At 61.2% G+C, this 19,600-nt stretch carries 22 protein-coding genes and 1 tRNA gene; 19 read left to right on the top strand and 4 right to left on the bottom strand.

Annotation, left to right across the window (positions count from 1 at the left end; translation table 11 throughout):
* Positions 1–313: 313 nt before the first annotated feature.
* From BMH52_RS13875 to BMH52_RS13900, 6 genes are all read left to right on the top strand, one after another.
* Positions 314–994 carry a CsgG/HfaB family protein gene (locus BMH52_RS13875; RefSeq protein ID WP_005783620.1) on the top strand — a complete coding sequence of 227 codons (681 nt, stop codon included), beginning with the start codon at positions 314–316 and terminating at the stop codon, positions 992–994.
* Positions 995–1,023: 29 nt separating this feature from the next.
* Positions 1,024–1,386: a DUF4810 domain-containing protein gene (locus BMH52_RS13880; protein ID WP_073524455.1), complete on the top strand. Its 363-nt coding sequence runs from the start codon at positions 1,024–1,026 to the stop codon at positions 1,384–1,386.
* Positions 1,383–2,033, top strand: coding sequence for a DUF799 domain-containing protein (locus BMH52_RS13885; protein WP_005783625.1), 651 nt, complete (start codon positions 1,383–1,385; stop codon positions 2,031–2,033). The genes BMH52_RS13880 and BMH52_RS13885 overlap by 4 nt, the downstream gene beginning before the upstream one ends.
* A 201-nt stretch (positions 2,034–2,234) precedes the next feature.
* Positions 2,235–3,881, top strand: a complete 1,647-nt coding sequence (locus BMH52_RS13890; protein WP_073843977.1) for a VWA domain-containing protein — start codon at positions 2,235–2,237, stop codon at positions 3,879–3,881.
* Positions 3,882–4,029: 148 nt separating this feature from the next.
* Complete coding sequence (locus BMH52_RS13895; RefSeq protein WP_073843979.1) at positions 4,030–4,602, top strand: RNA polymerase sigma factor; 573 nt, start codon at positions 4,030–4,032, stop codon at positions 4,600–4,602.
* The gene (locus BMH52_RS13900) at positions 4,599–5,186 is read left to right on the top strand and encodes a hypothetical protein (RefSeq protein ID WP_073843982.1); all 588 of its coding nucleotides are present in this window, start codon (positions 4,599–4,601) and stop codon (positions 5,184–5,186) included. The genes BMH52_RS13895 and BMH52_RS13900 overlap by 4 nt, the downstream gene beginning before the upstream one ends.
* Before the next feature lie 48 nt (positions 5,187–5,234).
* Here the strand turns inward: BMH52_RS13900 and BMH52_RS13905 are convergent, their stop codons facing one another.
* Positions 5,235–6,266 carry an SDR family oxidoreductase gene (locus BMH52_RS13905; protein WP_073843984.1) on the bottom strand — a complete coding sequence of 344 codons (1,032 nt, stop codon included), beginning with the start codon at positions 6,264–6,266 and terminating at the stop codon, positions 5,235–5,237.
* Positions 6,267–6,382: 116 nt separating this feature from the next.
* On the opposite strand from BMH52_RS13905, the gene BMH52_RS13910 reads away from it, so the two are divergent.
* A complete protein-coding gene (locus BMH52_RS13910; protein ID WP_073843986.1) occupies positions 6,383–7,282 on the top strand; it encodes a LysR family transcriptional regulator in 900 nt (299 codons plus the stop codon).
* Positions 7,283–7,534: 252 nt separating this feature from the next.
* On the opposite strand, the gene BMH52_RS13915 is transcribed toward BMH52_RS13910, so the two are convergent.
* Together BMH52_RS13915 and BMH52_RS13920 are read right to left on the bottom strand one after the other, a co-directional pair.
* Entirely contained in the window at positions 7,535–8,755 is a 1,221-nt protein-coding gene (locus tag BMH52_RS13915) for an alginate lyase family protein (RefSeq protein WP_073843988.1), read from the bottom strand.
* A 113-nt stretch (positions 8,756–8,868) separates the two neighbouring features.
* Positions 8,869–9,681 carry a MipA/OmpV family protein gene (locus BMH52_RS13920; RefSeq protein WP_072434684.1) on the bottom strand — a complete coding sequence of 271 codons (813 nt, stop codon included), beginning with the start codon at positions 9,679–9,681 and terminating at the stop codon, positions 8,869–8,871.
* Between the two features lie 218 nt (positions 9,682–9,899).
* Here BMH52_RS13920 and BMH52_RS13925 point away from each other — a divergent pair, with 218 nt between their 5' ends.
* On the top strand, positions 9,900–10,589 hold the full coding sequence (locus tag BMH52_RS13925) for a response regulator (protein ID WP_073843992.1): 690 nt from the start codon (positions 9,900–9,902) through the stop codon (positions 10,587–10,589).
* A 5-nt stretch (positions 10,590–10,594) separates the two neighbouring features.
* Entirely contained in the window at positions 10,595–11,770 is a 1,176-nt protein-coding gene (locus BMH52_RS13930) for a cell wall metabolism sensor histidine kinase WalK (protein WP_073843994.1), read from the top strand.
* 209 nt (positions 11,771–11,979) lie between these two features.
* Here the strand turns inward: BMH52_RS13930 and BMH52_RS13935 are convergent.
* Positions 11,980–12,056, bottom strand: a tRNA-Arg gene (locus tag BMH52_RS13935).
* Between the two features lie 216 nt (positions 12,057–12,272).
* Between BMH52_RS13935 and BMH52_RS13940 the strand changes: the two genes are divergently transcribed.
* From BMH52_RS13940 to gabT, 10 genes are all read left to right on the top strand, one after another.
* A complete protein-coding gene (locus tag BMH52_RS13940; protein ID WP_072445736.1) occupies positions 12,273–12,968 on the top strand; it encodes a Crp/Fnr family transcriptional regulator in 696 nt (231 codons plus the stop codon).
* Positions 12,969–13,055: 87 nt separating this feature from the next.
* The gene (locus BMH52_RS13945; RefSeq protein ID WP_175563004.1) at positions 13,056–13,598 is read left to right on the top strand and encodes an RNA polymerase sigma factor; all 543 of its coding nucleotides are present in this window, start codon (positions 13,056–13,058) and stop codon (positions 13,596–13,598) included.
* Positions 13,599–13,701: 103 nt separating this feature from the next.
* Positions 13,702–13,929, top strand: a complete 228-nt coding sequence (locus BMH52_RS13950) for a RebB family R body protein (RefSeq protein WP_003187543.1) — start codon at positions 13,702–13,704, stop codon at positions 13,927–13,929.
* 18 nt (positions 13,930–13,947) lie between these two features.
* Positions 13,948–14,520, top strand: coding sequence for a hypothetical protein (locus tag BMH52_RS13955; RefSeq protein ID WP_019819925.1), 573 nt, complete (start codon positions 13,948–13,950; stop codon positions 14,518–14,520).
* An 82-nt stretch (positions 14,521–14,602) separates the two neighbouring features.
* Positions 14,603–15,229 carry a hypothetical protein gene (locus tag BMH52_RS13960; protein WP_014716414.1) on the top strand — a complete coding sequence of 209 codons (627 nt, stop codon included), beginning with the start codon at positions 14,603–14,605 and terminating at the stop codon, positions 15,227–15,229.
* Positions 15,230–15,269: 40 nt separating this feature from the next.
* Positions 15,270–15,581, top strand: coding sequence for a hypothetical protein (locus tag BMH52_RS13965; protein WP_014716415.1), 312 nt, complete (start codon positions 15,270–15,272; stop codon positions 15,579–15,581).
* 79 nt (positions 15,582–15,660) lie between these two features.
* Complete coding sequence (locus BMH52_RS13970; protein WP_003187550.1) at positions 15,661–15,975, top strand: RebB family R body protein; 315 nt, start codon at positions 15,661–15,663, stop codon at positions 15,973–15,975.
* Between the two features lie 50 nt (positions 15,976–16,025).
* A complete protein-coding gene (locus tag BMH52_RS13975) occupies positions 16,026–16,340 on the top strand; it encodes a RebB family R body protein (RefSeq protein ID WP_003187551.1) in 315 nt (104 codons plus the stop codon).
* Positions 16,341–16,635: 295 nt separating this feature from the next.
* Positions 16,636–18,078 carry an NADP-dependent succinate-semialdehyde dehydrogenase gene (gene gabD, locus BMH52_RS13980; protein WP_003187552.1) on the top strand — a complete coding sequence of 481 codons (1,443 nt, stop codon included), beginning with the start codon at positions 16,636–16,638 and terminating at the stop codon, positions 18,076–18,078.
* Positions 18,079–18,255: 177 nt separating this feature from the next.
* Positions 18,256–19,533: a 4-aminobutyrate--2-oxoglutarate transaminase gene (gabT, locus tag BMH52_RS13985; protein ID WP_073453930.1), complete on the top strand. Its 1,278-nt coding sequence runs from the start codon at positions 18,256–18,258 to the stop codon at positions 19,531–19,533.
* Positions 19,534–19,600 lie beyond the last annotated feature (67 nt).

A 19,600-nucleotide genomic window follows, 5' to 3' on the forward strand; every position in this document is an offset into this window, starting at 1 on the left:
AAACGGTTAATCGATCGGCATCTGGGTCGCCTGCGTGAGGGGGTTGCTAGGGGCTGCATCTTTGCTGCACTATCGCTTTCGCAGGCAAGCCAGCTCCCACATTGGATCTTCGTTGCTTTGAGTATTGCGGTCGGCAGTAGGGTAAGCCACCCACCTATGGCCGAAACAACTTGAGAACCGCTCTCAACCCCGTAAAATGCCGCAGCCGTTGCATCACCGTCTTTCAGGGAAGAATTCAGGCCAGCGCGTTTTCAGGCTGCCTATCTCCTTGGAAAACCCAGCAACGCTGATTTCCTCACCCAAGGAGCACCCTGTGAAGACACTGTCCAAAATCCTGCTGTCGGGCCTCACCGCCGCGGCGCTGTTGACCGTGGCCGGTTGTGCCACCGAGAGCAACCGCGCGATGCCGGTGGAGCAAGTCGCCAGCGCCCACGTTGCCTATTCCGGCGTGCGTGTGCCGATTGCCGTGGGCAAGTTCGATAACCGCTCCAGCTACATGCGCGGCATCTTCTCCGATGGCGTTGACCGTCTCGGCGGCCAGGCCAAGACCATCCTCATCACCCATTTGCAGCAGACCAACCGCTTCAGCGTGCTGGACCGCGACAACATGGGCGAGATCTCCCAGGAAGCCAAAATCAAAGGCACCGTGCAGAAGCTCAAGGGCGCTGACTACGTGGTGACTGGCGATGTGACCGAGTTCGGCCGCAAGGAAACCGGCGACCGCCAGCTGTTCGGCATCCTCGGCCGTGGCAAGACCCAAGTGGCCTACGCCAAAGTCGCGTTGAATATCGTCAACATCAACACCTCCGAAGTGGTGTATTCCACCCAGGGCGCCGGTGAGTACGCGCTGTCCAACCGTGAAGTGATCGGCTTCGGCGGCACCGCCAGCTACGACTCCACCCTCAATGGCAAGGTGCTGGACCTGGCCATGCGCGAAGCGATCAACCGCCTGGTCGACGGCATCAACGCCGGCGCCTGGAACCCGCGTAACTGATCAGCCACACCACAAGGAGCAGTACACGGATGAGCAAGGCAGTGAAGTTGGCGCTGACGCTGGCAGCAATCGCGGCGGTCACCGGGTGCCAGACGGCGCCCCAGCCCCTGTATCAATGGGAGAGCTACCAGCCGCAGGTTTACGAGTACTTCAAGGGCGAGCCCAAGGAAGCGCAGGTGGAAGCACTGGAGCGCGATCTGCAGAAGATCAACGCCAGTGGCCGCAAGGCACCGCCGGGTTACCACGCGCACCTGGGTATGCTGTACATGAACATGGGCAAGGATGACCAGATGGTGCAGGAGTTTCGCACCGAGAAGGCGCTGTTCCCTGAGTCTGCTGCGTACATGGACTTTCTGTTGAAAAACGCCAAAGCCGGAGTCGCCACCAAATGAGCCTGTTAAAACTCACCGGCGCCTTGCTGGCCCTGGCGTTGCTCGGCGGTTGCGCCGCGCCCAAGACAGTTGATTATTCGGCGTACAAACAGGCGCGGCCCAAGTCGATCCTGGTACTGCCGCCAATCAATGAATCGCCGGAAGTGCAGGCGTCCTACAGCCTGGTGTCGCAAGTCACCTACCCACTGGCCGAAGCCGGCTACTACGTGTTGCCGATTGCCCTGGTGGACGAAACCTTCCGCCAGAACGGCCTCACCACCGCCAACGATATCCAGGCCGTACAACCGGCCAAGCTGCATGACATCTTTGGTGCGGACGCGGCGCTGTACATCACCATCAGCGAGTACGGCACTCAGTACATGCTGATCTCCAGCGACACCTCGGTGACGGCCTCGGCCAAACTGGTGGACCTGCGCACCGGCACCACCCTGTGGACCGGTTCTGCGCGGGCGTCGAGCGAGGAGGGCAACAACAACGGTGGCGGCCTGGTGGGCATGTTGATCACGGCGGCGGTCAAGCAGGTGATCAACAGCTCTACCGATGCGGCTCATCCGATTGCCGGTATCACCAGTGCGCGGTTGCTGTCGGCAGGGCAACGCACCGGCATCTTGTACGGCCCGCGTAACCCCAAGTACGGCACGGACTAAGAGAACACCGCCATACAAATGTGGGAGCTGGCTTGCCTGCGATAGCGGTGGGCCAGTGCTGGAAAGGCTGGCTGACACACCGCTATCGCAGGCAAGCCAGCTCCCACATTGATCGGGGTGAATTTCCAAGGTTTAACCCGAACCCAACCTTCCTCGCGTCTGACCTTGTGAACGGCTCATTCATTCACGAGGTTCAGCCCCATGTCCCGCCCTCTGCTTTACCTGCGTCCCGCTGCCCAAGGCTTCACCGTTACCCTGCTGGTGGCGCTGGCTGGATGTGGGCTGTCATCGTCCCCCGAAGTCTCCAAACCGGTTGAACCGGCGCCTCTCGCCGAGCTGCACAGCGCGCCGATCCAGAATGCAGTGGTCAAGCGGATGGCCATGCCGGCACCAATGAGGGTGCGGGAAATGGCGACGATGGACTACCGCAGCGAACCCCGCGAGCAATACGCCAACCTGCCGGATAACCCGGTGCATAGCGTCGCCGAAACCCCGGTCTCCACCTTCAGCGTGGATGTCGACACGGGCAGCTACGCCAACGTACGGCGCTTCCTCAACCAAGGCCGCCTGCCGCCCGAAGGCTCGGTGCGATTGGAGGAAATGGTCAACTACTTCCCCTACCACTATGCACTGCCCACCGACGGCTCACCCTTTGGCGTCACCACCGAAGTGGCCGCCACACCGTGGAACCCGCGCACAAAACTGCTGCGCATCGGCATCAAGGCCTCCGATAAACCCGTGGCCGAACTGGCGCCCGCCAACCTGGTGTTCCTGGTGGACGTGTCCGGCTCCATGGACCGTCGCGAAGGCTTGCCGCTGGTCAAAAGCACGCTGAAATTACTGGTGGATCAACTGCGTGATCAGGACCGCGTGTCACTGGTGGTCTACGCCGGTGAATCCCGCGTGGTGCTCAAGCCCACCTCGGGCAGTGAAAAAGCCAAGATCCGCAACGCCATCGACCAACTCACCGCTGGCGGCTCCACCGCAGGCGCGTCCGGCATCGAACTGGCCTACCAGATGGCCCGCGAAGGCTTTGTTGATCAAGGCATCAACCGCATCCTGCTGGCCACCGACGGCGACTTCAACGTGGGTATCAGCGATTTTGACAGCCTCAAGCAAATGGCCGTGGCTCAGCGTAAAAGCGGCGTATCGCTGACCACCCTCGGCTTTGGTGTGGACAACTACAACGAACACCTGATGGAACAACTGGCCGACGCGGGCGACGGTAACTACGCCTACATCGACAACCTGCGCGAAGCGCGCAAAGTGCTGGTGGAGCAACTCAGTTCCACCCTGGCCGTGGTGGCGCGGGATGTGAAACTGCAGGTGGAATTCAACCCGGCCCAGGTCAGCGAATACCGCCTGCTGGGTTATGAAAACCGCGCCCTGAAACGTGAGGATTTCAACAACGACAAGGTCGATGCCGGCGAGATTGGCGCAGGGCACACGGTGACGGCGCTGTATGAAATCGTGCCCAAGGGCGAGAAGGGCTGGTTGGAACCTCTGCGTTACGCCGCGGCGCCTGCGACCGAAGGCAAATCCGATGAGCTGGCGATGCTGCGGGTGCGCTACAAACCCGCTGCGGGCGGTAACAGCCAGTTGATCGAACGCCCCATCGCCAACCAGGCTGCCCCGGCCAGCGACGACCTGCGCTTCGCGTCTGCCGTGGCCGCCTTCGCCCAACAGCTCAAGGGCGATGGCCGCTACACTGGCACCATGAGTTTGCAAGACACCGCGAAATTGGCACGCTCGGCCCGCGGCGATGACCCGTTCGGGCTGCGCAACGAATTCGTGCAACTGGTGGAGCTGGCCCAAAGCCTCAAACCCGAATCTCGAACACAACAATGAACCAATGTGGGAGCTGGCTTGCCTGCGATGCAGACAACTCGGTCCATCAGGCACACCGAGTGGATGCCATCGCAGCGGTGCGACGATTCGACAAGCCAGCTCCCACACTAACCCTGCTTCGGCTGACCAAAAGGAGTTCGCTCACTACATGGCCGTTCCAGATGACTCACCCAGCGACGAATCGCTGCTGACCCGCTACCGAACCGGTGACGCTGCCGCCTTCGAAACCTTGTACAGCCGCCACCGCCAGGGCCTGTACCGCTTCCTCGTGTCCCTGTGCAACAAAGCCGAACTGGCCGAAGAAATCTACCAGGACACCTGGCTCAGCCTCATCCGCAGCACCACCCAGCCACAAGGCCGGGCGAGTTTTCGCACCTGGTTGTTCCAGATCGCCCGCAACCGCCTGATCGACCACTGGCGCAAGCACGGCATCCACAACCCCCTGCATGACAGCTACGATGAACAGCTGCACGCCCAGGTCGACGACAGTGACGGCCCCGAGCAGCAACTGACCCTCAGCCGCGACCAGGCGCGCCTCGACGCGGCCCTGCAAGCGTTGCCCGAAGACCAGCGCGAAGTGTTTCTGCTGCGCCTGCACGGCGACCTCGAAGTACCGCAAATCGCTACCCTCACCGGCGCCCCGCTGGAAACCGTAAAAAGCCGCCTGCGCTACGCCCTGCAAAAATTGCGGCGCCTGCTGGCCGAGGAGGTACCCGTATGACTGACTCCCGACACACCCCAGACGACGCGCTGCTCCAGCACTACCGTCAACACAGCGCGGGCGAACCGCCCGCGTCCCTCGACGCCTTCATCCTCAACGCCGCCCGCCGCGAAGCCCCGCAGCCGCAACCCAGCCTGTGGCAACGCTGGCTACAAGCCTGCCAACGCCCGCGCTGGCAAATGGCATTCGCCACCGTCGCCGGGTTGGCACTGATGATCGGCGTGGTCATGCGCTCCCCCGTGCCGCAATCTGAAATCTCCACCGCGACATTCTCCGCGCCGCGCCACGAAGAAGCGGCTCACCCGGCGCCGCAAGCGTTTTCCGCACCCGCGCCAATGGCCCGCATGGCCGTAGCGCCTAGGGTTGAAAGCGCTCCTGCTCAAGCCGAAAGCGCAGTTGCAGATCAGCCAGCGGCAAAACTCAGCAAGCGGGCGCTGCCTACGTTGGAAGAAGGTCTGCAGGAAATTGTGAACCTGCGTCGAGCGGGTGAAACCAGGGCCGCGGATGAAAAACTGCTGGCGCTGTACCAACGCTTTCCCGAGGAGGACTTGCCGGCACGGCTAGAGGCGTTGCAACAGCATTGAACCTGCCGCCAAGAACCAGCCCCAGTCCTGTCGACCTGGGGCTTTTTATTACAACCCGCCGTAGGCCCGGGCCCAGGCCACCGCGTCTGTGAGGGTCTGCTCCAGCACACGAAAGCTCAGCCCCAGTTCTTCTTCACTTTTACGGTGGTCAAAGCGGGTACGGTGCTCCTCGCGTATCAACAGCCGTAACGTTGCCATGCTCAGCAAGATAGGCTTGCCTGTCAGGTACGCGTAGGCCTCTTGCACCGCTGCCAACAAGTACAGCGCGGGCAGCGGCAGCTGGCGGGAGGGCACCTTGACCTCGGCAATACGCCCCAGCACAGGCATCAGCTGGCGCATGGTCAAGTTGCGACCGGCCGCGAGATAACGCTCGCCCCGACGCCCGCTCTGGGCGGCAGCAATGTGCGCCCAGGCCACATCGCGGGCATCGACCAGCGAAAAGGTGCCAGGAATCAGCCCCGGCAACTTGCCGTTGATCACGTCCCTCACCAACTGCCCCGAAGACGTCGGCCCACGGTCACCCGGCCCCCACATCCAACCGGGCAAAACCATGCAGGCATACATCTGCGGATGGCTTTCAAGAAACCTCAACACCTCACGCTCAGCCAGGATCTTGCTGCGGTAGTAGTCGTCCGCATCGGCTTCGGCCCGCAGGCACGTCTCGTCGATCGGCGTACCGGGGGCACCGTCGAGCACGGCAATCGACGAAGTATGCACAAACCGTCGCACACCGGCGTCATACGCCTGTTGCAGCAGGGCTCGCGTACCGACGACATTGATCTTCTTCAGTTCCTCCCAATGGCTGCCGCCCTTGTAGTTATCCCGAAAAAACGCCGCGCAGTGAAACACCGTATCGCAGCCTTGCAACGCCGCCGCAAAGGCATCCACATCAGCCATGTCCCCCACCACCTGCTCCACGCCCGGCACATCGCCGAACTGCTGCGCACCCTTGGCCGCCGAGCGCACCAGCGCCTTCACCGCATAACCCCGTGCGACCAGCTCCCGTACCAGGTTATTGCCCAGCAAGCCGGTGGCACCGGTCACAAAGGTGCTGCGCAAGCGATTGGGGTTCGTGTTCATACAGGCCATTCCATTTGTTGAGAAGGCCAGTAGATATACCCGCGAGCCCGCGCCGTAAAAACAGCGCCTACGGCATAATGGCTTTGCACATCTGCACACCAGGGAAGCGCGGAGATATGGCATTGCAGGCAAATTGGGACGATCTTCGACTGCTGCTGGCAGTCTCACGGCGCGGCAGCTTTTTACAGGCGGGCCAATTACTGGGTATCGCGGCCTCAACCGTCTCCCGCCGCCTCACCCAACTGGAAACCGCCCTGGGCGAACCACTGGTGGAACGCGGCGTGGAAGGCTGCCGGCTCACCTCCCGAGGCCAAGCCCTGGTAGACGTCGCCCTGGCAGCCGAATCCGGCCTGCGACGCCAGGCCCCCGTGGACGGTACGCCTGCAACCCTCAGCGGCACCGTACTGGTGAGCGCAGGCGAAGGCTTTTCTGCCAGCGTACTCGAAGCCGCCAGCCGCTTCACAGCGCAGCACCCAGGCTGCTCCGTAGAATTACAGGTCACCACCGACTTCCACAAAATCGTACGAGGCGTGGCCGACATCGCCATACGCACCGCACACCTGGGTGAGCCCTCCCTGATCTACCGAGGGCTCGGCAAACTTGCCTACGGGGTATTCGCCACCGCCGAATATCTGCAACGATTCCCTGCGCTAACCCCAGCCACTGCCGCCAGTATTGCCTTGCTGCCACCGCTGGACCTGCTCCCGCAAATGCGTGCGGCGAAAGCTGCCGGACTGGACCATGCGCCGATCAGGGTGAGTTCGTTTGCGGTGCAGCTTGAATCGGTGAGGCGAGGGATGGGGGTGGCGGTGTTGCCGCGTATTTTGGCGACGGGGTTGAGTGAGGTTTTTCAGGAGATAGAACTGCCGGCGATGGAGGTTTATTTGGTGACGCGGCCGCAGGCGTTGAAGCAGGGGCATATTCAGGGTTTTTTTGGGGTGTTGGAGGGGGTGTTGCGGGACGAAATCTTCGGCCTGGATAAGCAGCATTTCAGGAATTCATCGAGTTCTGCGTAACGCTCAACCCATCGGGATGTAGGCGCTCAGCCACTCGTAGCAACATCGAGTTGCGTGTGCAAGTGCCTCACAAAAAAGCCCCGGGTCTTAAGACCCCGGGTGTTTCATTCATATCTGGCTCCATACTTCTGCGGCGATGGTGCTGGCGTCCTTTGACATTTCCAACACACCAATGCGTTCTTGCCATTCCCCGAATTTGACAGGTAGAAAGGACGCATTTGTAATGCGCAGCGCAGCTTCGGTGATATACCTCTAAGGCATCAGCTGCATCTGCGACAAACCGTATTCCCCCAACGAATACAGCAACGTCCCATACCCCAGCTGGACGTAGCCAACCCTGTCAGCACCATAATCCCCGCCACCACCTTCCACTTGGACGTTATTTGCCATGGCCTGCACATTCGGTGCGCTAAGGCCCTTTCGCACGGCGTAGTGGTTGTAGAGCAGTTCCCATATCGGACGGGTTTCGCCGCGATGATCGGCCGAGATGACGGTCTGTTTGAAGCTGCTGTTGGGGATGGGGGTAAACGGCACCTCCTGGCCAAGGTTGTACTTGGCCACATACTCGGCGCCCTGCAGCACGCGGTTGTTCTGGTAGCCGAACAGGTCGTTGCCCTGGCTCCAGGCCATTTGGCAGAAACTGCCGAGCAGGGCTATGTCGAGCATGGCGTGTGACTGATCACGTCCGCTTTCCTGGACTTGACCAAGGCCATCGCCGTAGAGCTTCCACACCGCGTGGGCGATGGCGCCGTTACCGGTGCCGTGCTTGAAGTAGTCGACGGCCTCGTTGTAGAGATCGCGGCGGTCGGTCAGTACGCCGATGGCCAGCATCGAGTTCATGTTGGCTAGGTCCCAGCTGGCCCCATGATGATCAGGCCGGGCGCCGTCGTGGTTCACCAGGAAGTCATGGTTGATGGGGTAGAACACAGTGAGCATCATGCCTTGAAAACGCTGGAAATCTTCCGCCCGCCACTTTGGGTAGCTGCGCAGCAGTTCGGCCGCGTTGGCCAGTTGGTAGCCGTACAAGCCTGCCACCAAAGCTCTGCCGGGCTTGTCTTTGATCGCGGTGAGGGTCAAGGCCCACTGGTTCAAAATACTCACGGCCTTGTCGGCATACGCCGGGTTGTTGGAGATCTGCCAGCGCAGGGCCAGTGCATACGCGGCGGCTGCGTCGTTGAACAGAACACTGTCGTTATTCGGGCCGCCTGAAGTGCGGTACACCACCGGCACCGGGTTGGGCTGCCAGTCTAATGAGGCATGGGGGTTGGCGATCAGCTTCTGCCAGCCGGCCAGCCACGGCTGGTTATAGTTGGCCAGCTTCTCGCGTATCCGCGTGAAGTCCTCCCGGGTCTGGAGCAGGCCAGGATGCACGAACGCTTCGGTATGCAGGATGGGGGAGGCTTGACTGCCGATACTCATCAATAGCGCATAGAGCAGCACGGCTCTTTTGGACAGGTACTTCAAACGGATCATCGTGTGTACGCCCTGATGGGGAGAACCTTGCGCGGTCTGAAAAGCCATTCGCACAGGACCGGAATCTGCCCCAGGGATAGTCCAGATGAAGGCTGCATACCCGGGGCTTGTTGTCAGAACGTGTAGTTGATTGCAAACAGGCCCAAGCCTGCGGTTTCGCGCCTTACCAGCGGGCTGTCGCTGGCCTGGTCGGCGTATTGAGTCAGCGTCAGGCTGGCCAGCGTTGACCAGTGCGCGTCGAAGGTGTGCTGCCAGTTCAAGGCAGCGGAGTAGGCATAGATCCCGGCGTCGGCGGTGTACTTGCTGTAGATCGAGCGTTGGCTCTGAGCCTGGGTGACGCCGAAGAACGTCTGGTTGTAGCGGCTATCGCCGGCATGGGCGTCGATGGCCAGGCTCAGGGTGTCGCGGTCTGTGTGCAACAAGATGCCTTCCAGGCCAAAGCGGTAACGGTTGCCTCGGTGCTCGCCGGCCATGCGCAGTTCGGCTTCGCCGTTGACCGACAGCCAGTCAAGCAGTTGTTGGCTGAGGGTAAAGTCGGCGACGGTTGCGCCGTTGATATCGCCCATACCTCTGAGCTCGTCGCCGCCCGGGCTGGTGGTGCTGTCCTTCTCTTTGCGGCCCAGGTCGTAATTGATCGCTGCGCTGGCGCTAAAACCACTGTCGGATTGAAATTGCAGGCCCACGCCGCGAGTGGTGTCGGCGAACAACGCTCCGTGCTGGATGCTGAGCATCGGCAGTACGAGCGGACGGTAGCGGTCAGCACCCATGTAGCGAGGCGTGACACCCATGCCAAGGCCCAGGGTAACGGTGGTTTCTTCGGCTGTCGGGCTGGCGTCGGTCGCCTGAGCCTGGGGCGCGAGCGCGCAGCACAGCAGCGTGACGGCGCCCAACAGAACGTTGTGGGTAGGGGAGGTGGTGAAGTTCATGGTCAAGCCCTATGTGCAAAAGAAGACAGCAGTGCGCCCGCCGACGCGCGACACAACGCCTCCCTCTGATCGAGCTGTTCAGGCCCGTTGATAGGCTTGGACAGCGATGCAGTGGTCGGCATAGGATCGGCTCGCGAAAGCGGGCGTAGGGCAATACTGGCAGCGCACTTTCAATAAACCGTTCGTAAATTATCAAGGTTTCATCAAGAGGCTTCTTTGTGTCAGGAAAACGTATCCTCATCGTCGAAGACGACGCCGACAGCGCCAACATTCTCGAAGCCTACTTGCTCCGGGATGGCTATGAGGTGGCCCTGGCCGAAGACGGCCAGCGCGGTCTGGACCTGTACAAAAGCTGGCAGCCCGACCTGATCCTGCTCGACGTGATGCTGCCGCGCTTGAGCGGCACCGAAGTGTTATCCGCCGTTCGCCGTAGCAGTGACACGCCGGTCATCATGGTCACGGCCATGGGCGACGAACCGGAAAAGCTCGGTGCCTTGCGTTATGGCGCGGACGACTATGTGGTCAAGCCTTACAGCCCGCGCGAAGTGGTGGCGCGGGTGCACGCGGTGTTGCGGCGCACCACCGGCAACCAACCGGTGGAACACCTGCTGCGCCATGAAAACCTGCGGGTGGATCTTGTTGCGTTTACCGCAGCCATTGAGCAGGGCGAAGCACCACCGCTATGGCTGGACCTGACCCCAACGGAATTCAAGCTGCTGGTGACTTTACTCAAGACGCCGTCCAAGGCCTTCAGTCGTGATGAGTTGCTGGAAATCTGCCTGCCGGAAAGCGAAGCCCTGGCCCGCGTCGTCGACACCCACGTGCACAACCTGCGCCGCAAGCTGGAAAACCACGGCATCACCGGCGTTCTGGTCACGGTGCGCTCCATTGGCTATCGATTCAGGTAACGCACATGCTTGAGCAACCGCGGGTCAACGACAAACCCATGTGGCGCTGGATCGGCCTGCGCATGAGCCTGCTGGCGATCTGCGCGGTGGTGGTGATCTCGGTGTGCATGTGGATCAACGTCACACTGTCGGACTGGTATTTTGTGCAGCATCTGCCGCCGGGGCCGCGTGAGGAGCTGCTGGCGTTGCGCGCCGAGCCAGAGCTCAATGAGGCACGCTTGCGTCAAGTGGTTGCCCAGTACTATCCGCTGGACTATTTCCAGCCGGCTATCGCCAATCGCGACTGGCTGATACTGATCGGCCTGGTGCTGGCCGCGATCCCTATCATCATTGGCTTCGGCCTGTGGTTTTCGCGGCCCTTGTCCAGCCAGTTCTCGGCAATTGCCCAGGGCGCCCGGCGAGTCGCCGGCGGTGATTTCCTGACGCGCCTGCCGGTGCACCGCGACGCGCCCGACGAGCTGCAACGGCTGGTCAGCGACTTCAACAGCATGACCACGCAACTGGAGCGCTATGAGCGCGATGTGCGTGAATCCAGCGCGGTCATAGCCCACGAACTGCGCACACCCTTGAACGCCGCCATGGGGCGCGTGCAGGGTATGCTCGATGAGGTATTCCCCAGCGATGCCATGCAGTTGGGCATGGTCAAGCGTCAGCTCGATCAACTCAGAAAGCTGGTGGATGATTTGCACCTGTTGTCGATGGCTCGTGCTGGCCGGCTGGTGCTGGAGCGCAGCGAGTTTTCTCTGGCAGCTCTGGTGGCGGAGCGGTTGGCGTGGTTCCAGCCGCAGTTGGATGAGGCTTGCGTGCTGACGCAGGTCAGTATTGCTGATGGGCTTCGTATGCATGCCGATCGTGATCGCCTGGGCCAAGTGATCAACATTCTGGTCGATAACTTGCTGCGTTATGCGGCCGGGGGAGGCGAGTTGAATGTAACGGCGCGCCGGGTTCACGGTTCGGTGGTGATTGAAGTCGGTGACCGAGGGCCAGGTATCGAAGCCCAGCATCTGGACAGCGTATTCGACCGCTTCTGGCGTGCAGAGCGCTCCAGGGCACGTTACTCGGGGGGGAGCGGGCTAGGCTTGTCCATCGCCCGTGCGATCTGCCAGGCCCATGGCGGTACCATTACTGCCCGCAATCTGGTCGAAGGCGGTACGCTGATCAGGGCGGAGGTTCCTGTGTAGGCGTTTCTTCTTTGCTTGAGACCGGCGCTCAAGGCGGTGAAATCGTAATGATCGTAGAGCTGGAAAACTGCTTGGGAAAAAGGGGGGAGAAAAGGGGATTTATTTTCACCTCTACTATCCCGACGCGACTCAACACTCTCTCACCACCCACCAAACCAAAAACAAAAAAGCCCCAGATCTCCCGACCTGAGGCTTTTTCATTTCATATCTGGTGCACCCGGCGGGATTCGAACCCACGACCCCTGCCTTCGGAGGGCAGTACTCTATCCAGCTGAGCTACGGATGCTTGTGCGGGCGACATCATACCCATGTCGACCTGATGCGTCCATTCCAGCGTTTTCCCCGCCCCCTGTCGTCCATTTCCGACAAAAAATGGCTAATCGCCACCCTCATTCACAACTCCCCGCGCCGCACGTCCCTTTGTTTGCTTTGCTCTTGTGGCTTTACACCGCTTCCACGCCGCAATTCCTCAGGTGAACGCATGCATTCCAAAGGAACCGTGATGCTCGATCTCCCGCTCAGACAAACCCTGCTGGCTCGCTCCGATTTGTTTCGAGGTATGCCGGAGCATCTCTTGCGCTACGTCGCCACCCATATGGTGGAGCGCACGCTGGATGATCGTGAGCTTTTGTATTTCAAGGATGACACCCTCGAATTCATTGCGTTGGTGGTGGAGGGGCGGATTTATTCGGTGGTGCATGGGCCGGATGGGCGCGAGCAGATTATCGGCAGTACCGGGGCCGGGCAGGTGGTGGGGGAGACGGCGTTGATCAAGGATCATGGGCGCGAGTCTTCTACCTTTGCCAGCGGGCCCACGCGGTTGTTGCAGTTGGGTAGTCGGCATTTTGCTGTGTTGTTTGAGGAGCCGGTGTTTCTGCGGCGTTTGTTGATGCTGATGATGCTGCGGTTGCTGCACGCCATCGAGTTGCTGGAGTTGGTGTGCCTGCATCGGCTGGAGTCGCGGTTGGCGCGGTTTTTGTTGGCGAACCTGGGTGAGATCGACCTGGCGTTGGCCTTGCCCAGTGTGTCGTTGCCCGCAAGCCAAGGGGTGTTGGCGTCGATGCTGAACACCAGCCGGCCCAAGCTGAATGTGCAGTTGCAAGTGTGGCGCCGCAGTGGGGTGATCAGCGGCGATCTGGAGCGCATGGTGATCAACGATGTCGAGCAGTTGCGGCGCAAGGCTTTTGCGCTGAATTAGTTGTGGCGGTGTTCCCCAGGTAACAGCGTACCCCCGTCGAGCCCTCGCAGACTGGCCCTTCATCAAGGATGCACAGGAGTGCTGGCGATGGGGATGACTGTTCAGTTCAAGGATCAATGGGCCGCCGATGACCGTTTGTTCGAAGCGAGTTGGCGCGCTGTGCACGGCGAGCTCAGGCGCCGGGCGTTGCGGCGGGCCAAGGGCAATCTGGATCAGGGCCAGGAGTGGTTGGCGGCGACGGCGATCAAGGCCCTGTTGTTTTTTCGGCGCTCGCCGGAGCGCATTCGCGACCCTGAGGGGTTTCTGTTTCTGGTGCTCGATCATGTGTTTCTTGACAGCGTGCGGCGCAGCAAGCGCGAGGGGCGGTTGTTCGATGATTCGGTGGACCTTGAACACGATCACCTGGCCGCGCTCGCCGCGCCCTGCGCTTCGGTGCTGGAGCGGGTGGAATGTTATGAGCGCCTGGAGCAGATCGAGGCGCACGTCGCACGGTTACCGCTGTTGCAGCAGCGCTTGTTCGAGATGCGTTTTGTCGATGACCTGCCTTACCCGCAAATTGCCGCCGAGCTGCACGTGAAGCTGCCGCTGGTTCGCAAGCGTGTGCAACTGCTGCGCAGTGCTTTGCGCTGAAGGTGATTCACACATGTTGGCGTGGGGCGTTCTAGTGGTATGAGCGCAGCACGCCGCCGCTATCCACACCCAAACCTGGGTGAATGCCATCAAGGAGAGATGTATGACAGAGGTCAACAGCCAGATCACCGACGCGGTCACTCAAACCAACGTCAAGGTGGTGGCCGAGGCGCCAGCCCAGGCCATCGCGTCGCTGTACCAGGTGGCCAGCAGCGCGGCGGGCCTGTCGTTGCAGAACGCGGTCAACAGCCAGCAGGCGATGAACCAGATTTCCAACGCGGTGATCTCCAAGGCCGTGGCGCTGATCATGCAGATTGGCGAGAAGGGCTGAGCCCTCGGGAGATCGATTATGTCGTGGTTCAGCAGAAAGAAACCCGCCGCCTCCCCAGCAACGCCCGCCGCCGATTCACCTGCGACGGCGCCCGCCGCACCGGCCTCGCGCTCGATCATGGCGCGCATGAACGAGCATTTGCTCAATCAGGTGAGCGCGCCGTCATCCGACAGCACGGCGGCGCTCAATAGCCAGATTGTGCAGGCGGTGCAGTTCACCAATTCGCAGAACTTTGCCTATGCGCCGGCGCAGATCGCGGTGCCGGCCGACATGATGATCAGCCAGGCAGCCGGGCTGGTGGCGCAAGCGGCGGCGGGGTATTTCGACGGGGTCAGCAAGATCGCCCTGGCGGCCCAGGCCGTGCTGCTTCAGCAAATGACCGAGAACATCGTCAAGGACAACCTGCCGGCCGCAGCCGAAGACGCCTTGGGCGCCCTGGCCACCGACCTGCTGGTGGGCGCCGCTGCCGCCGTGGCTGCCGCTGCCGGTGCGATGGAGGCCGAAGCCGCCAGCGTGGCCATCGACAAGATCGACCAGAGCATCGCCAAGTACGCCGACACCCTGGCCAACCGGGCCGCGCCAGCGGCCTGAACCGAGCACAGCGCTCCAGCGTTCTGCTGGGGCGGTGCAACAGCAACTTGAAAGCAACTTTTCTTGAGTGAGGAGCGACATCATGCAGCCTGGAGATATTATTTTTTCTGTCAAACAAGATGACGACAGCGCAACGCGGGCGTTTATCAAAGCCGGTCAATTGGTCAAGGCCAAGGTGTTCTCGCAGGACACGACGTACCTGAATGTGGTTCACCCGGCGATTGCGGTGAGCGACACCCTGGTGATCGAAAGTGTCGGCAGTGGCCTGGCCCTGACCGACCTGAGCCTGGAAAAACCGCCACGCTCGGCGATGGTGTTTTCCTGCGTGGATACCGAACTGGGCGAGGCAGCGACGGTGGCTGCCAAGCAGTTCTACTTCGACAAGATCGGCGGTGATATCCGGGGCCGCTACAGCGTGTGGAACGCGATGATTTCAGCCTTTCGGCGCTGGACTTCCGATACCAGCCTGGTGACGCGGATCAACGAGTCCATCGACATCGGCAGCGGGTCCTTTTGTTCGCAGTTCGCGGCCAACTGCTATGAGGTCGGCAACCTCTACAACGAGGCGAATCTGCTGCCGCCTCCGCCGGCCATTTTTCCCAACCAGCCCAGCGCCATAACGCCTGCGGAGTTGGCGACCTTCTGTGATTCGTCGCCGCATTTTTACTTTGCCGGTTTCTGGCAGGACAACGTTGAGGTGCGGCTTTAGCGGGCGTGTCGCCGCCAAGGCAGCCCCTAAGGAGCTCGATATGCAACCCTCGGTCCTGTCCACCGACGACCGCCAGCGGCTCGAAGCGATGCTGCGCAACCCGCAGGTATTCGCCGGCACGCCCCAGGCCATCGTCGACGAAACCCTCAAGCGTGCCACCCAGGTGCTTGAGCAATCGAAGGCCAACGAACAAGCGCTCAAGACGGCTGCCCAGCAGCGTGAAGCGGCGCTACGCCAAATGCTGAACGGCGCGGCCTCGGACCAGGACGCGCAACGCAAGGAAGTGCAGGCACTGATCCAAGGGTTGATCGCCCAGATTGAAGCGGCGCTGGGCCCCGCAGCGAAACCCTAAACCAGGTTTCACAGCGCCTGTTTCGCAACGTTCATTGATGAACACGGAATGCACCGTGTACTAAATAAGGAAATTGATCATGCCATTAGTCAACGAGCAAATTACCGACGCGGTCACCCAGACCAACGTCAAAGTGGTGGCCGAATCGCCTGCGATGGCGATGAGCACTATTTATCAATCCATGGCGCAGGCCACGGCGATTCTGTTCCAGAACGCGGTGTCGGCCCAGCAGCAGCAAAACACCCTGGCCCAGGCGGCCACCAACCAGGGCGTGATGCAGATCTACAGCGTCGATACCACCGCAGGTGCGGCGGCCACCGAGAAAGTCGCCCAGGGCGGCGTGTCGGATAACCTCACCAGCCTGTTGACCGTGCTCAAGTCGTTCCAGCCTTAAGCACTGAGCAATAACGGATGTTGTTCTTTCTCAACCCAGGAGTTTCAACCATGAGTACAGTCAGCCCGCAAATCACCGATGCCGTCACCCAGACCAACGTCAAGGTGGTTGCCGAATCACCCGCGATGGCCATGAGCACTATTTACCAATCCATGGGCCAGGCCACGGCGATTCTGTTCCAGAACTCGGTCTCGGCCCAACAGCAACAAAACACCCTGGCTCAGGCGGCTACCAACCAGGGCGTGATGCAGATCTACAGTGTCGACACCACCGCTGGCGCCGCCGCCACCGAAAAAGTCGCCCAGGGCGGCGTGGCCGACAACTTGACCAGCCTGCTGGCCGTGCTCAAGTCGTTCCAACCTTAAGCTGCAAGGCCCCAACAGCCCCGGCGCCCACAAGGCTCCGGGGCTGTTGTCGTGTGGGCACTTGATCCGAAAGATGAGCCGGATGCGCCATATTCGTTCTTTTTTTCGAACATCCTATTGCCCTGTACCCCCATTGATCCTAGGATTCGTTTGAGATTTCAAACGCTCTGTCTCCCGTGCGCTCTTTCATTTTTTCTGCGCGCTGGGGCTGATTTCCCTGACGGCAGCCCACAAGGCGCCTTTCAACAACTCTAATTCGCTCCGCGTGCGCGCGGTGCTGTTAAGGAAAGCCGACATGCAGCTTAAAGACACCCAGTTGTTCCGCCAGCAAGCCTTTATCGATGGCGCTTGGGTCGATGCGGACAATGGCCAAACCATCAAGGTCAACAACCCGGCCACGGGCGAGATTCTCGGCACCGTGCCGAAGATGGGCGCCGCGGAAACCCGCCGCGCCATCGAAGCCGCCGACAAGGCCCTGCCAGCCTGGCGTGCACTCACCGCCAAGGAGCGCGCCAACAAGCTGCGCCGCTGGTTCGAACTGCTGATCGAAAACCAGGACGACCTCGGCCGCCTGATGACCCTCGAACAAGGCAAGCCGCTGGCCGAAGCCAAGGGCGAAATCGTCTACGCCGCCTCGTTTATCGAGTGGTTCGCTGAAGAAGCCAAGCGCATCTATGGCGACGTGATCCCCGGCCACCAGCCCGACAAGCGCCTGATCGTGATCAAGCAGCCCATCGGCGTGACCGCAGCCATCACCCCGTGGAACTTCCCTGCGGCGATGATCACCCGCAAAGCCGGCCCGGCCCTGGCCGCCGGTTGCACCATGGTGATCAAGCCCGCCTCGCAAACCCCGTTCTCGGCCCTGGCCCTGGTTGAGCTGGCGCACCGCGCCGGTATCCCCAAAGGCGTGCTCAGTGTGGTCACCGGCAGTGCTGGCGACATCGGCGGCGAGCTGACCAGCAACCCCATCGTGCGTAAATTGTCCTTCACCGGCTCGACCGAAATCGGTCGCCAGCTGATGGCCGAATGCGCCAAGGACATCAAGAAAGTCTCCCTGGAGCTGGGCGGTAACGCACCGTTCATCGTGTTCGACGACGCCGACCTGGATAAGGCCGTCGAAGGCGCGATCATCTCCAAGTACCGCAACAACGGCCAGACCTGCGTCTGCGCCAACCGCCTGTACATCCAGGATTCGGTGTACGACGCCTTCGCTGAGAAGCTCAAGGTGGCGGTGACCAAATTGAAGATCGGTAACGGCCTGGAAGACGGCACCACCACCGGCCCGCTGATCGACGAAAAAGCCGTGGCCAAGGTGCAGGAACATATCGCTGATGCCCTGAGCAAAGGCGCCAAGCTGTTGGCCGGTGGCAAGGTGATGGAAGGCAACTTCTTCGAACCGACCATCCTGGTTGACGTGCCGAAAAACGCCGCCGTGGCCAAGGAAGAAACCTTCGGCCCGCTGGCGCCACTGTTCCGCTTCAAAGACGAAGCCGAAGTGATCGCCATGTCCAACGACACCGAGTTCGGCCTGGCCTCCTACTTCTACGCCCGCGACCTGGGCCGGGTGTTCCGTGTGGCCGAGGCCCTGGAATACGGTATGGTCGGCGTCAACACCGGGCTGATCTCCAACGAAGTGGCGCCGTTCGGCGGCATCAAGGCCTCGGGCCTGGGCCGTGAAGGCTCCAAGTACGGGATCGAGGACTACCTGGAAATCAAATACCTCTGCCTGGGCATCTAAGGCACGGGATTGCAGCAAACGCAGAGGGCACGAGAGCGCTGCCCCTTTGCGTGTTTCACATGGTTATTCGCAGTGGCCGGGAAAGCTGTGGCAGTCGATCATCGCATGCTGCCGTAGTTGCCTCCCCGCCACCTATCCTTGAGCCACGCCGCCCGATGAGCGGCGAATGAGGACTTCATGAGCAAGACCAACGCTTCCCTGATGAAACGCCGCGAGGCCGCTGTACCGCGCGGTGTTGGCCAGATTCACCCGATCTTCGCCGACTCCGCGAAGAACGCCACCGTGACCGACGTTGAAGGTCGCGAGTTCATCGACTTCGCCGGCGGTATCGCCGTGCTGAACACCGGCCACGTGCACCCGAAAATCATCGCGGCCGTGACCGAGCAACTCAACAAGCTGACCCACACCTGCTTCCAGGTATTGGCCTACGAGCCCTACGTAGAAGTGTGCGAAAAAGTCGCCGCCAAGGTGCCAGGTGATTTCGCCAAGAAAACCCTGCTGGTTACCACTGGTTCCGAAGCGGTAGAAAACGCCGTGAAAATCGCCCGCGCCGCCACGGGCCGTGCCGGCGTGATCGCCTTCACCGGTGCTTACCACGGCCGCACTATGATGACCCTGGGCCTCACCGGTAAGGTGGTGCCTTACTCGGCCGGCATGGGCCTGATGCCGGGCGGCGTGTTCCGTGCGCTGTACCCCAACGAACTGCACGGTGTGAGCATCGACGACTCCATCGCCAGCATCGAGCGTATCTTCAAGAACGATGCCGAGCCGCGTGATATCGCCGCCATCATCATCGAGCCGGTACAGGGCGAAGGCGGTTTCTACGTCGCGCCGAAAGCCTTCATGAAGCGCCTGCGCGAACTGTGCGACAAGCACGGCATCCTGCTGATCGCCGACGAAGTGCAAACCGGTGCCGGGCGTACCGGTACCTTCTTCGCCATGGAACAGATGGGCGTTGCCGCCGACCTGACCACCTTCGCCAAATCCATCGCGGGCGGCTTCCCGCTGGCCGGTGTGTGCGGCAAGGCCGAGTACATGGACGCCATCGCTCCAGGCGGCCTGGGCGGCACCTATGCCGGTAGCCCGATTGCCTGCGCCGCGGCCCTGGCCGTGATGGAAGTGTTCGAAGAAGAGCACCTGCTGGACCGCTGCAAGGCCGTGGGCGAGCGCCTAGTGACTGGCCTCAAGGCCATTCAGGCCAAGTACCCGGTGATCGGCGAAGTGCGTGCCTTGGGCGCGATGATCGCGGTCGAGCTGTTCGAAGACGGCGACACCCACAAGCCAAACGCTGCCGCCGTTGCCTCCGTGGTGGCCAAGGCACGTGACAAGGGCCTGATCCTGCTGTCCTGCGGTACCTACGGCAACGTATTGCGCGTACTGGTGCCCCTGACCTCGCCGGACGAGCAGTTGGACAAGGGCTTGGCGATCATCGAAGAGTGCTTCTCCGAACTCTGACACGCCCGTTCCTACGAAAAACAAAAAAACCGCTTCGGCGGTTTTTTTGTGCCTGCTTCATTGTACG

Source organism: Pseudomonas sp. BTN1 (assembly GCF_001907715.1).
Classification (GTDB): Bacteria; Pseudomonadota; Gammaproteobacteria; order Pseudomonadales; family Pseudomonadaceae; genus Aquipseudomonas; species Aquipseudomonas paracarnis.

Bases quoted from the DNA above. Each gene is read 5' to 3' on its own strand.
- BMH52_RS13880 (WP_073524455.1), top strand. From the start codon at position 1,024: ATGAGCAAGGCAGTGAAGTTGGCGCTGACGCTGGCAGCAATCGCGGCG.
- BMH52_RS13885 (WP_005783625.1), top strand. From the start codon at position 1,383: ATGAGCCTGTTAAAACTCACCGGCGCCTTGCTGGCCCTGGCGTTGCTC.
- BMH52_RS13890 (WP_073843977.1), top strand. From the start codon at position 2,235: ATGTCCCGCCCTCTGCTTTACCTGCGTCCCGCTGCCCAAGGCTTCACC.
- BMH52_RS13895 (WP_073843979.1), top strand. From the start codon at position 4,030: ATGGCCGTTCCAGATGACTCACCCAGCGACGAATCGCTGCTGACCCGC.
- BMH52_RS13900 (WP_073843982.1), top strand. From the start codon at position 4,599: ATGACTGACTCCCGACACACCCCAGACGACGCGCTGCTCCAGCACTAC.
- BMH52_RS13905 (WP_073843984.1), bottom strand. From the start codon at position 6,266: ATGAACACGAACCCCAATCGCTTGCGCAGCACCTTTGTGACCGGTGCC.
- BMH52_RS13910 (WP_073843986.1), top strand. From the start codon at position 6,383: ATGGCATTGCAGGCAAATTGGGACGATCTTCGACTGCTGCTGGCAGTC.
- BMH52_RS13915 (WP_073843988.1), bottom strand. From the start codon at position 8,755: ATGATCCGTTTGAAGTACCTGTCCAAAAGAGCCGTGCTGCTCTATGCG.
- BMH52_RS13920 (WP_072434684.1), bottom strand. From the start codon at position 9,681: ATGAACTTCACCACCTCCCCTACCCACAACGTTCTGTTGGGCGCCGTC.
- BMH52_RS13930 (WP_073843994.1), top strand. From the start codon at position 10,595: ATGCTTGAGCAACCGCGGGTCAACGACAAACCCATGTGGCGCTGGATC.
- BMH52_RS13940 (WP_072445736.1), top strand. From the start codon at position 12,273: ATGCTCGATCTCCCGCTCAGACAAACCCTGCTGGCTCGCTCCGATTTG.
- BMH52_RS13945 (WP_175563004.1), top strand. From the start codon at position 13,056: ATGGGGATGACTGTTCAGTTCAAGGATCAATGGGCCGCCGATGACCGT.
- BMH52_RS13950 (WP_003187543.1), top strand. From the start codon at position 13,702: ATGACAGAGGTCAACAGCCAGATCACCGACGCGGTCACTCAAACCAAC.
- BMH52_RS13955 (WP_019819925.1), top strand. From the start codon at position 13,948: ATGTCGTGGTTCAGCAGAAAGAAACCCGCCGCCTCCCCAGCAACGCCC.
- BMH52_RS13960 (WP_014716414.1), top strand. From the start codon at position 14,603: ATGCAGCCTGGAGATATTATTTTTTCTGTCAAACAAGATGACGACAGC.
- BMH52_RS13965 (WP_014716415.1), top strand. From the start codon at position 15,270: ATGCAACCCTCGGTCCTGTCCACCGACGACCGCCAGCGGCTCGAAGCG.
- BMH52_RS13970 (WP_003187550.1), top strand. From the start codon at position 15,661: ATGCCATTAGTCAACGAGCAAATTACCGACGCGGTCACCCAGACCAAC.
- BMH52_RS13975 (WP_003187551.1), top strand. From the start codon at position 16,026: ATGAGTACAGTCAGCCCGCAAATCACCGATGCCGTCACCCAGACCAAC.
- gabD (WP_003187552.1), top strand. From the start codon at position 16,636: ATGCAGCTTAAAGACACCCAGTTGTTCCGCCAGCAAGCCTTTATCGAT.
- gabT (WP_073453930.1), top strand. From the start codon at position 18,256: ATGAGCAAGACCAACGCTTCCCTGATGAAACGCCGCGAGGCCGCTGTA.